The organism is Paenibacillus sophorae (assembly GCF_018966525.1).
GTDB classification, from domain to species: domain Bacteria; phylum Bacillota; class Bacilli; order Paenibacillales; family Paenibacillaceae; genus Paenibacillus_AQ; species Paenibacillus_AQ sophorae.
Genome location: NZ_CP076607.1, coordinates 1,680,505 through 1,692,533, shown reverse-complemented (window position 1 = coordinate 1,692,533; position 12,029 = coordinate 1,680,505). Strand labels below are relative to the sequence as shown.

The 12,029-nt window shown below is 51.5% G+C and carries 9 protein-coding genes; 3 read left to right on the top strand and 6 right to left on the bottom strand.

What is annotated here, in order from left to right; translation table 11 throughout:
- Positions 1 to 179 precede the first annotated feature (179 nt).
- Entirely contained in the window at positions 180 to 1,643 is a 1,464-nt protein-coding gene (locus tag KP014_RS07965) for a glycoside hydrolase family 32 protein (RefSeq protein ID WP_036602641.1), read from the bottom strand.
- 45 nt (positions 1,644 to 1,688) lie between these two features.
- On the bottom strand, positions 1,689 to 3,134 hold the full coding sequence (locus tag KP014_RS07960) for a glycoside hydrolase family 32 protein (protein WP_051500553.1): 1,446 nt from the start codon (positions 3,132 to 3,134) through the stop codon (positions 1,689 to 1,691).
- A gap of 473 nt (positions 3,135 to 3,607) precedes the next feature.
- On the opposite strand from KP014_RS07960, the gene KP014_RS07955 reads away from it, so the two are divergent.
- Entirely contained in the window at positions 3,608 to 4,654 is a 1,047-nt protein-coding gene (locus KP014_RS07955) for a LacI family DNA-binding transcriptional regulator (protein WP_036602649.1), read from the top strand.
- 277 nt (positions 4,655 to 4,931) lie between these two features.
- On the opposite strand, the gene KP014_RS07950 is transcribed toward KP014_RS07955, so the two are convergent.
- The 4 genes from KP014_RS07950 to KP014_RS07935 all read right to left on the bottom strand — a co-directional run bounded on the left by KP014_RS07950 (position 4,932) and on the right by KP014_RS07935 (position 9,499).
- On the bottom strand, positions 4,932 to 6,773 hold the full coding sequence (locus tag KP014_RS07950) for an ATP-binding protein (RefSeq protein WP_051500552.1): 1,842 nt from the start codon (positions 6,771 to 6,773) through the stop codon (positions 4,932 to 4,934).
- 228 nt (positions 6,774 to 7,001) lie between these two features.
- A complete protein-coding gene (locus KP014_RS07945; RefSeq protein WP_036602638.1) occupies positions 7,002 to 7,241 on the bottom strand; it encodes a hypothetical protein in 240 nt (79 codons plus the stop codon).
- Positions 7,242 to 7,437: 196 nt separating this feature from the next.
- A complete protein-coding gene (locus tag KP014_RS07940) occupies positions 7,438 to 8,697 on the bottom strand; it encodes an MFS transporter (protein WP_139210636.1) in 1,260 nt (419 codons plus the stop codon).
- A gap of 250 nt (positions 8,698 to 8,947) precedes the next feature.
- Positions 8,948 to 9,499 (bottom strand): PadR family transcriptional regulator, encoded by a 552-nt coding sequence (locus KP014_RS07935; protein ID WP_036602634.1) that lies wholly within the window; start codon positions 9,497 to 9,499, stop codon positions 8,948 to 8,950.
- Positions 9,500 to 9,631: 132 nt separating this feature from the next.
- Here KP014_RS07935 and KP014_RS07930 point away from each other — a divergent pair, with 132 nt between their 5' ends.
- Positions 9,632 to 10,843 (top strand): alpha/beta hydrolase family protein, encoded by a 1,212-nt coding sequence (locus tag KP014_RS07930; protein WP_036602633.1) that lies wholly within the window; start codon positions 9,632 to 9,634, stop codon positions 10,841 to 10,843.
- Positions 10,844 to 11,118: 275 nt separating this feature from the next.
- Positions 11,119 to 12,018 carry an EamA family transporter RarD gene (rarD, locus tag KP014_RS07925; RefSeq protein WP_036602630.1) on the top strand — a complete coding sequence of 300 codons (900 nt, stop codon included), beginning with the start codon at positions 11,119 to 11,121 and terminating at the stop codon, positions 12,016 to 12,018.
- Positions 12,019 to 12,029 lie beyond the last annotated feature (11 nt).

The window sequence follows — 12,029 nt, the reverse complement described above, 5'->3', positions numbered from 1 at the left end:
GGTTAAGCATCAATTATACTGACCGGCAGGCTGCACTTGCCTTGGAAAAAGCGGCCCAAACTTCAGGCCGCTTCATACCTTTATCCATTCTGCCGGGCCAGAAGCCCTTCAATTTCGTTCAAAGAGGACATTGCCGGGATTGCGCCTTCGCGGGTTGTCGCAAAGGCCCCCATCGCATTTTACTCTACCGTCTTAGCCGGTTGATCCGGCTGCATCCGCCATACATTCAGCGATTCAAGCACTGTGTTCCCATCCCTAGAGAATAGCTTGAGCCCTAAGCTGCTTTCCAGCGGATAAATCCGGTTCGTAATCGTCCGGCGGCCGTCATTCGCAAATAATTCCACCGAAGATCTGTCCAGGAACAGGCGCAGTTTGACCCGTCCGCCCTCCATCGGAACAAGCGACGCCTCATTGACACCGCCCTCGCCAGCTCCGGCGTGATCCCGGTTCATCCGCAGCACGCCTTCGGATGCCTGATAGGAAATTTCCGTATACTGCAAGCCGTCATCCGAGCAGCGCACGCGCAGGCCGAATTCGGCGCCGGATGAAGCATCCGCCAAGAAGACGGCTTCAATTTCCAGCGCGTTTCCTTCCGCTCCCGCCAATGAATATTCTTCGCCGTCTTTAAGCAGGACATTGGCTGCGCCCACATGATCGCCGCGCAGCGTCTTCAATTCTTCGGCAGGATTGGCAAGCAGGCTGCCATCTTCCGCGAGCGTCAGCACGCGCGGCAAGGTGAAGGCTCCCATCCAGCCGTCTTCCTTCTCGGGCATCTCCGCGCCCCAAATGTTCATCCAGCCGAACATGATCCGCCGTCCGGACGCATCCTCGAAGGTCTGCGGAGCGTAGAAATCGAATCCGTAGTCCACCCGGTCCTTATGCTGCTTGCTGAATTCCCCCGTACCGTAGTCGAACTGTCCGGACAGGTAGAGCGTCTTGACAGGCGCAATATTCATTGGAGAGAAGAGGAGCACATGACTGTCCGGAGTTTCCCCAAGCGGGAACATATCAGGGCATTCCCACATATCGCCCATCGTTCCGTCGCTCTCCGCCGCAACTCCCTCGTAGGTCCATTCGTTCAGATCGCTTGAGGTGTAGTGAAGCGCCTTGCCTTTGCCGTCTTTGCCGTAACCGACAACCAGATGCCAGACCTCGCCGTGCTTCCATACCTTCGGATCGCGGAAACCGAAGCATTCCGCGTCTGGAGGACCCGCAATGACGGAAGCTGCCCCTTTTTCAAAATGGATGCCGTCCGTACTGCGCGCGATACACTGCACCTCCACCGGATCGTTGCTCTCCACATGTCCCGTATAAATCAGCGTCAGCACACCGTCATCGTCGACCGCACTGCCCGACCAGCAGCCGTACACCGTGTTCTCCGCATAGTCGTAGGGCATTGAGGGAGTCAGGGCGACCGGGAGATGCTCCCAATGCACGAGGTCTTTGCTCTTCGCATGTCCCCAGTGCATCGGTCCCTGCCAGGGGCCGTAAGGATAATGCTGGTAGAAGGCATGGTATTCGCCTTTATAATAAATAAGTCCGTTGGGATCGTTCATCCAGCCGACGGGGGGCATTAAATGATATTGAAGCCGGTACCTTGAATTGGTAATCGGTATTGCCTCGTTTTCCAGTGTATTGCTCACAGCAGGTCACCATCCTATTCAAAATGATATTTTTCTATCTTCTGTTTATATCCAGACAGGTTTCAGGGGATACACCGTAAATTGGCTGAATGATACGTTTCCGCCATGAGCGAACAATTCGAGTCCGACGCTATCCGGCCGGGGATAGACAAGCGACGTAAACACTTCCTCGCCGTCCCCGATAAACCACTCAATGACCGAATCGTCCACAAAGCCCCGCATGGTCAGCCTGCCCGTTTCGAAGCTTCGCGGCGCCCGGAATACCTTGGCGAAATTCGCCGTTCCTCCGGTACGCTTTGGCAGTTCGCTGAATCCCGATCTGCCCCGGTCGAGGAACAGTTCGCCGCGCAGCGGGCTTACGCCGAGAACGGTGTGCTCGTCACCCGATACCCTGACATGAATACCAAATTCCTCCGCACTGTCCCAGCTGACCTCCGCCTCGAATTCATACGACAGTCCTTTGAATGGAAGGCTGAGGATTTCATCCTTAACCTCCACCGGACCGTAATGGAGCGGTTCTTCGCGCAGCGCAGAAAGCTCCCTTACCGGCTGCTGCACAAGGCGAAGCTCTCCGCTGCCGTTTCTTGCAAGCCCCAGCGTCCTTGGAACCGACATACCGCCTTTCCAAGGCTCTGTTGGAGAATGAAAGGGATACTGCCAGTTGGAGGTCCATGCAAGCCAGATTGTCCGGCCGTCCTCCTGCGGAATATCCGAATACGAAACGGCGGCGTAGAAATCCTGCCCGAAATCGGTCCAGCGAGGGCGGTCGTCCTCATGTTCGCAGACAAAGCGGCAGCCGTCGAAGTGTCCGACGAAATACTGGGCAGTGGAACCGTCCGTAATTTCGTTGTCGCCGACACTGACATGCAGCACCCAGCGGCTCTCGCCGTTCTCACCCAAGACGGGAAGACGGAACAAATCGGGACACTCCCATACGGCGTCCAGGCAACCTAAACCGCCGAAGCTGCTCTCAAACCGCCATTCCCGCAAATTGGGCGAACTGTAGAAATGAATGGCTCTGTCCACGCTGACCGCCATGACCCAGCGTCCCGTCTCCTCATGCCACAGCACCTTCGGATCGCGAAAATCCTGAAGGCCGGGATTCGGGATGACCGGATTGCCCGCATACTTCACCCAGCTTCTTCCCTTGTCCAAGCTATACGCGATGCTTTGGGATTGGAGGCCTTCATTAAAATGGGTAAATATCGCTACCAAACCGCTCCCTCCGCCGAAGAAACCGCTGCTGTCCCGCCAGTCCACCACGGCGCTGCCCGACCAGACGTCGCCCAGTTCGTCGGCTACGAGCGCCAGCGGCAGATGCTCCCAGTGCAGCAGATCACGGCTTACCGCATGGCCCCATCTGCCCGTGAATTGATAGAACTGATGGTATTCCCCTTCGTAGAACACCATCCCGTTCGGATCGCTCATCGGTCCCTCTGGCGGCGTCAAATGAAATTGCGGGCGGTAAAGCTCGCGATACGTTTCAGCCATGTTCCCCCTCCTGTCGCTCGCCTTTCAGATTCACTTTAAACGCGGTTATTCACCTGAACGTCATTTTATTTACATAATACATTACAAATGTAAACTAAAATATTGCAATTGAAGTATAGCGCTTTCAATTCAGGGTGTCAATCCTTTTTTAGGTATTCGTTTTATGAGATACTCTTCCGGGTTTTCGTCTCCATGCCAAGGTCCATTCTTGTTTTCATGGGGTAGATCTCTTGTCCTGTCCGAAAGTCGGGACAAACTATGCAGTACCTGAAAAAAATTATATAATAAGATAGTAAAACATGTTAAATACCATAAAGTGTATGTAATTTATGTGTAATCCGCATATATTAGCTCAATATTCCAAACTTTCTTCTTTACATTAATATTTATATTTGCGCAAATTATTCTCGCATTTTTACGATAAATGTAAAAGCTTATGTAAAACTCATGAGTCAAAAAGGAGCTTGCTGTCTATGGCCGAGAGAGTGACCATTCAAAATATCGCCGATGCTTTGGGATTGTCGCGCAATACCGTATCCAAAGCGCTGAATAATCATCCGCAAATTCCCGATGCGACCAGGGAGAAGATTCTGCAAAAAGCGGCCGAGCTTAAATATAAGAATTTCTCCAGCATGAATATGGGAAACATCGCGCTGCTCACCCGTGGAGATATCAATGCCATCAGCTTCTATGCCGAGACGATTAAAGGAATGGAAACGGGCCTCAGCGCCCAGGGCTTCAATCTGATTCTGATGCTGGTGAAGCCTGATGATATCCGCAGCAATGTGCTGCCGTCCAATATCAATCCGTTCAATATCGATGGAATCGTCTGCATGGAGATTTTTCATGAACCTTATGTCGAAACGATCCTTGGCGCCGGAATCCCGACCGTATTCATCGATTTCCTTCCGCGCACCGTCTTTGGCAGCTACAAGTACGACATTGTTATGGTCGAGAATGAATATTCCGCCTATACCCTCACCAAGACGTTGATCGAAGAGGGGCACGAGAATATCGGCTTCATCGGAGATTTGTACCACTGCCGAAGCTTTTACGAGAGATGGCTTGGTTTCGAGCGCGCGATGAGGGAATTCGGCCAGGGGCCCAACCCCGCATTCAGCATAACGCCGGACGACACACAGCCCTACCTTTCCGTCGAATGGATGGAAGAGAGGCTGAAGGCTCTGGCTAAGCTGCCCACCGCGTTTATTTGTGCCAATGACGATATCGGCATATGCGCGATCCGCGCGCTCAAGGAACTGAAAGTTCAGGTGCCAAGCCAAATTGAAGTGACGGGGTTTGACGATGTCCCGAACGCTAAAATCATCGACCCGCCGCTAACTACGGTTCACACTTACCCCTATGAGCTCGGAACGCGCGTCGTCGAGACGCTTCTTAACCGGATTGAGCAGCCGGACCGCCATAAGGAAATCATCTATTTGGAATCAAGCGTTGTCCTGCGGGGATCGACCAGGCAGGGGGCAGAATCTGCAAGCGGAATCTCAGGCGGCCTATCCTAGGCTGTCCCGCCGCATACGCCGCGCAGACCAGAAGAGCTGATTTTCGCAGGCAACCCAAGGGCGCATGCTCATAATGAAGCGCTATCCCAGAATTTTCAATAAGAAAAAGGCAGGCACCGTCGCTTAAAAGCGAAGAGCCTGCCTTTTTTGCCTTTCTGCGTTATCATCACATTATCTTCCCTCTCCGTATTGCAATGCTGCATTACCGCACGGACACATTTCAGCCCGCGCTCACTGTCTCTGCATTCAGCAATGTCTCCAGGAGCGCGGTACATGATTATCGATTGTCCGGCATATTGAGGGCTTTGCCGCTGTCGGCTTTTCGGGCCGCTGCTTTTTCCAGCACGGCAGCCAACGCTTCATTATCGACTGGTTTTGTCAAATATTCATCCATCCCATTATCCAGGCACTTGCCGCGGTCGTCCCGCAGGGAATTGGCCGTCAACGCCACCATATAAGGCACTTGACCTTGGGCAAGCGTATTTCTGATCACCTGCGCGGCTTCGAGCCCATCCATCACCGGCATTCGGACATCCATCAGAATGATATCGTAAGGTATGCTGACGGCGGACTGGACCGCCTCCCTTCCATTTGCCGCAATGGTCACGGTATGCCCGAGTTTTTCAAGACGTTTTTTTAGGATAAGCTGATTGATCTCATTATCTTCCGCTACAAGCACCCGCATGGAATACGGGAACTTGCCAGGGCCCTCTTCTGCAGCCGCGGTGCGGCTCTCCGTGGGGATTACTCCGAATTCCGCAGTGAATAAAAAAGCCGTACCCGGCTCTTCCGGCACCCGCACCATGATCTCGCCGCCCATCAATTCCACGAGCTTTTTGGAGATGGCCAGACCAAGGCCGGTTCCTTCCACCTTTCGCGTCAAGCCATTATCCACTTGATAGAACGGCTGAAAAAGATTTTTAAGCGCCTCCTCCGGTATTCCGATTCCGGTATCCGTGATTGTGACCTGAAGCTGAATCCTGCTGCCGCTCCGGGCCAGGCTATTGACCGAAATATGAATGCCCCCCTCTTCGGTAAATTTCACAGCATTCTCAATCAGATTCAAGAGCACCTGTCTCAGACGATTGTAGTCGCCTGTAATCCTTTCCGGGATGTCGGGGTCGACGGATACTTTGATGTCCAAGTTTTTCGCCAAAATCTTCAGCAGCAGTACATCCAGCACTTCCTCAATGCAGTCCCTAATCCGAAAAGGCTCGTTCACGGCATAGGCGCGGCCCGATTCAATCTTGGAGAAATCCAGAATGTCGTTAACGATTCGGAGCAGGGATTCTCCGCTTTTGCGGATCGCATCCAAATACTCCGCCTGCTCGTGATCCAGATTCGTTTCGGACAGCAGTTCCGTCATGCCAAGCACGCCATTCATCGGTGTCCGTATCTCATGATTCATCATGGCAATAAATTCATTCTTGATCTTAGTCATTTGTTCAGCCGCTTCCTTCTCGATCAGAAGCTGCTTCTGCTCGTTAAGAAGCTGGCTCTGGACCGAGAGCGAAGGAAAAGTCCCTTCAAACGCTTGAGGACTCTTATACAGGGGGGAAGCGATGAATTCCCTGTCTGTCATCAAATATTCATGCGTCTGAAGCAGAACATTCTGCAGCGATGCGGAGATTTCCCGTGCGTTATAGGCACAGACGGACATAAGACCGTTGCCGATCACGGAACCGTCCGCCTTTCTTTCGAATTCTTCAAGCGTAATGTGAATGTTGTTCCGCTCTCTCTCATTCCACTGGACATGAGCCCAGGTTCTGACCAGGATCTGCCGGTCCAGGAAAGGCATCAGGATTCTCTCAAAATGATTGATAATGCTATCGCAATGGAAATCGCCGTATATACGGTAAAATTCAAAATTATCGACATAATGGACATCCTCCAACTGCTCGGCGGACAGTACTTCCTCAAGCCTGTCAAGCAGTCTGCGGTACGTAACCTCATTGTCAATGAACAAGATCTGGTATCCTTGATGAATACCGGTCGTGACATAGGACACAGCATTGTCGATATAGCTCTCGCAGTCATCGTACGTGTATAAAATATGTCCTACCTTAGCAATCTCAGTGATCGGATTTATCGGTACCGGCTCAGGTCTCTCTCCCATCATAATCAAGCACTCCTCCACTTCTTTCCGGGCTACCCTATCCTGCTGCGTCCAAAAGCTAATACAGATCTACTTATTCATCCATGAGTCTCCCGGTGAAACCCTAAATTCTTTTACCCGTTTCCCTTTACTGCCAACCAATTCAGCTATTTAAAAAAGCAGATAATTCTTAGCCTGCAGCGCAAAAAAGCCGCCTCCTAATGTCAGGGCAGCTTGGGCCGCCCAGAATCATTAGGAAGGGCTGATTTTGTCATACTTGTTATCATAAAAAGGCGCCGCAAATGCCAGATACATGAATCCGACAAAACCGTAGCCGCCAAACACATCCCACTTCGATGAAAAATAGCCGAAACCCATTCCTGTCGCAATAAGCGCGGCATTCTGGCCCAGGGACTGGAACGAATGCATGGTTGCTCTCTTGGAAGAGCCGATCCGGTGATGCAAATATCCGGCGGCAAGCGGTTCGACCACTCCTCATGCAGAGATCCCCTCCCGATTCAGATTGGATAGTTCCAACCGGAATCAAGGCGGACTACGCATGCTGTTTGGTCTCGAAGGTTAACAGGGAGGCCCTGCTTTCGACATGTTCACCGCTCCATTACGAAATAGACACAGGCCCTAAGCCTGTGTCTATTATTTTTCCTATTAATCTCTGGGGCGTGCCTCTCTAGCACTGGACTTGTTCTACTTGAACGCTTGCTTCATTTACTGGCCGCTTATCCCGGATAAAAATAATCAGAGTCAGCGTAAATCCGAACAAAGCGACCGCCCCGTTCAGCAGGAAGATCCCCCCGATATTGACTCTGGAGATGGCAGACGCTACAAGGGGAATGGTAAAAATAGCGATTCCCTCCGCGATCGTGTACAAGCTCGTTACCAGCCCTTTCCCTCGCGAAGATTTCTCGGCCAGCAGCGTAAGTCCGAGCTGAATCAGTCCGCCGCTAGAGAAATAACCCAGCAGCACAGCCCCTACAGTGCAGACCACCGGCACCGGGAACGCCCAAATTACCAGCGAAACGACCGCTGACATAACTGTATAAAGCATCATAAAATAGATCGATTTAATGCCCCGGTTTCCCAGCGCAAAGGTCACTAACACACAACAGATCGCGCCAAGACTTCCGTAGCTAACCAGAAGCCGCGATGAGCCTTCGCTCATATGCACAACCTCCGAGCCGTACTTGGCAATCCATTGTCCCAGGATGTAGAGTAAGGTTTGCGCAACGAATCCGAACATGATCAGGCAAATTTCATTCATACTGAAATGAAAGGTTCTTACCTTTTGCGGCCCCGCTTCTTCACTTTCGTGAGAAACGTCAGCCATAGGCGGGAAGGTGCGTGTAAGGATAAATACAAGATTGACGCAGATAACCGCAATTAGAAAAATAAAGCTCCATCCAAACCACAAGTCCCGTAGTATCAGAAACCCGATAAGATAAGGCAGCATAAACTGCCCGCCTTGGATAAAGGCTTTTATGATGATATTCGCGGGAGCGGACTTCTTGGGAAAGGCCTCCATCAATGCCGGATACGTCCCTGTATCCAGGAAGGAATTTGCCACCCCGGCGGATATGCCGAACATATAAGCAATCACAGCATTCGGGCTGAGCAGAATACCGACAAAGAATAACACATAAAAAAAGATTCCCAGCACTACTGAAGGCTTCCGTCCAAACCGGTCGGAAAGCTTGCCTGAAAAAAAGACGGCTACCAGCTTACCGATGCCTAAAGAAGAAACAACCGCAGCGGCACCAGCATTATCCGTATTCCATTGACTCGATAAAAAATCGATATTTTGAGCAATAATGATCAATGCCATGCCGTGAACGAAATAGTTAATGTACAATCCCAAAGATGCTGACAAATACTTGTTCTTCATACTCTTCCCCCATTGCGTCCGGTTGTGCACCGCCCTGCTGTCATTCAGATTGCAATCCCCTGTGGCTTTTGACAGAGCCCCTTGTGTTCTTTTTCACAAGCTGTGCCGCACCAATTGTTTAAGGAGAAAATGAATGAGTCATGTTGCAGAATTCATACCCGAGAATATTTTCACATTGAAATATCTTCTCTCTTTATTGTAGTAAGCGTGTTTTATAAAAACAAATTGAATATATCCTTATTATCCATAGATTTTATCAATGTTTCCCCGTAATGTCTAGCTCCAATTCTCCCCCTTCTTAAATCTTATCCCTGCCCAGCGCTTCGATTACTTTATCGCACCACTCGATAGAGCTCACTTCATTCCGGATTCCCATCTCAATCACCGCAATCGAGGAGAACAGCGGGTGGCTGCCGGGATAAACAGCCTGCTGCTCGCGGAAGCCTGTGATTTTGCCACGGTAAATCTCCAGCCGTTCCTCGTGCTCCTTGCGCTTCTCCCGCAAAATTCCGATCATTGCTTCCGGCTCCACCAGCCAGGAGTTGTACTGCTTCAGCATGAAATCATCCACCGACCTTGGCTCCTCCGCGTCCATCACCCACGCCTTGAGGACATCCAGTCCTTGGTCCGTAATGCTGTACACCTTCCGCGCGGGACGGTACGATTCGCGCTCATGTGCTTCCAGCCGGACCAGCCCTTCCGCTTCAAGCTTGGCAAGGGTGGGATACAACTGGTTGTTATTGATTTTGTAAAAAAAGCTGACCCGGCCGTTCATGTGCTGCTTCATATCATATCCGCTCAGCGGTTCTCTTGCCAGCAAGCTCAGCAAAGCATGTTTAATCGAACTCATTCTTCTCACTCCAACTTTAAGTTAAATTTAACATAAGTTATTATTGACATATAGATCATTATGTCATAGGTTAATATTAACCTATTATTTAGGCGCGCACAAATCCATTATTCATAAAGGAGCGAAAAATTTATGAAGCTTGTGTTTAATGACGAGAATTTTTCTTTTGAACTGCTGAGGACGGTCAGCTATGCGCCATACGGAGGAGCGGATATCGGCGAATGCCTGCTGACCGCCTCCCGCATTGCCGAAGGCGATTTCGAGAGCTGGCATAGAGAGTGGTTCCGGACCGCCGAACGCGTCCATGCATTGGGCGACGAGGCGCGGGCAGCCGGCAAGCGGATTGGCGCCCGCGAGGCGTATCTCCGCGCTTCCAACTACTACCGCACATCGGAGTTCTACCTTCACGGCAACGCAGAAGATCCGCGCCTGCTCTCCACCTGGAAGCTGAGCCGCGACACCTTCAGACAAGCGGCGAAGCTGATGGACACCAAGGTGGAGCAGGTAAGCATTCCGTATGAAGGAACCACGCTCTCCGGTTACTTCTATACGGCTCCGAACGTGACGGAGCCCCGTCCGATCCTGATTATTCACGGCGGCTACGATTCCACGGGCGAAGAGCTGTATTTCGGCGGAGCGGCGGCCGCTCTCCAGCGGGGCTATCACTGCCTTACGTTTGAGGGTCCCGGCCAGGGCTCCGTCATCCGCGAGGAGCGGATTCCTTTCCGCCACGATTGGGAGAAGGTGATTACGCCTGTCGTCGATTATGTAATAAGCCGTCCCGAAGTTGATCCGAACCGCATCGCGCTGATGGGCATCAGCTTCGGGGGCTATCTCGCGCCCCGGGCGGCAGCCTTCGAGCACCGCCTTGCCGCCTGCATCGCCAACGACGGCGTGCATACCTTCCGCTTCCGGGAAATGGGCCAGAAATTCATGCAGGGTAGAACAGACTCTACCATCGAGGAGTATGAAGAGACCGTAGCCAAGGTTATGCAGCACCACAGCGGCGTGCGGTGGGCGGTTGATAACGGCATGTTCACCTTTCAGGCCAACTCTCTCAGCGAGCTGGTCGAGAAGACGGAGCCCTGCACCATGGATGGAATCGCTGACCTGGTTATCTGCCCAACGCTGGTCTGCGAAGCGGAGGAGGATCACTTCTTTGCCGGACAGCCCGAGAGATTGTATAATGCGCTGACCTGCCCTAAGACCTATCTGAAGCTCACCAAGGAGGACGGAGCAGAAGAACACTGTCATTTCGGCGCGCTGCAGCTGTTCAACCACCGCGTGTTCTCCTGGCTGGACGATGTGCTGATGATCAGTAGCGAACCGGCTCCGGTGCATTGAGACTCCGGCGGCTGCCCGAGACTTTCTCGGGCAGCCTGAAACGGCGCAAGTTGCCCGCAGACATAAAAGATTTAAAAAGCCTTTCGGGGAGCGGAGCATGATGGTTTCATGCCCGCACCCCAAAGGCTTTTTGCGCTTATCCTTCCTGTTAATGTCATTTTCAAATTCATAATTGCATTTCATCTGATTGTATGTTAAATTTCCATTATTCGGAATTTCGATTGCAATCGAACTTTAGAATCATATTCTCGATTTATTTACTGGGGGATCAATTGATGAAGAAGGGAATCATTTACGCCGTCTTGGCCTATTTGACATGGGGGTTTTTGCCGTTATATTGGCGCCTGTTTACAGCAATGCCCGCGTGGGAAATTCTGGCGCAGCGGATTACCTGGTCCTTTGTATTCGTAGCGGTTCTTGTTACGGTGTCCAGGCAGTGGAGGCGGCTAAAGAGTGTGGGTTCAAACCGAAGAAGCGCGGCAGCCATTGTTCTCTGCTCCATTTTTATCAGCCTGAACTGGTTTCTCTTTATTTGGGCGGTTAACAACAATCATGTGATCGAAACAAGCCTGGGGTACTATATGAACCCCCTGATCAGCGTATTGTTCGCCGTCGTTTTCCTGAGAGAACGGCTGTCGCCGGGACAATGGCTGTCTCTCTTTCTGGCGGGCCTCGGCGTTCTGATTATGGCTGTGCAATACGGGCATATTCCGTGGGTGGCTATATCTTTGGCGGTTTCTTTTGCCTTGTACGGCCTTGCCAAAAAGATAGCGAAGCTGGATGTTCTGCTTGGTCTGGCGGGAGAAACGATTGTTGCGCTTCCCGTCGCTCTTGGCTATCTGTTCTATATCCAATCGCAGGGAACGGGAACCTTCACTTCTTTACCGCCTTTCTCGATCATTCTTCTCCTGCTCTCAGGCGCAGCGACAGCGATGCCTTTATTCTGGTTCGCCAAATCCATGCAGCTGCTTCCGCTTTCATTCGTCGGGTTTTTCCAATATATCGCGCCGACTACGAGCTTGCTGCTTGCCATTTTCTTATTTAACGAACCGTTCTCGGAAGGGAATTTGATCAGCTTTTCACTCATTTGGCTGGCTCTGATTATATATTCCTTCGTTACGTTCAAGAAATCCAAAGTGAAGGTCGTGCCGATCAGTCGGGCAGATGCTCTTTGAGGAGGCTTTTT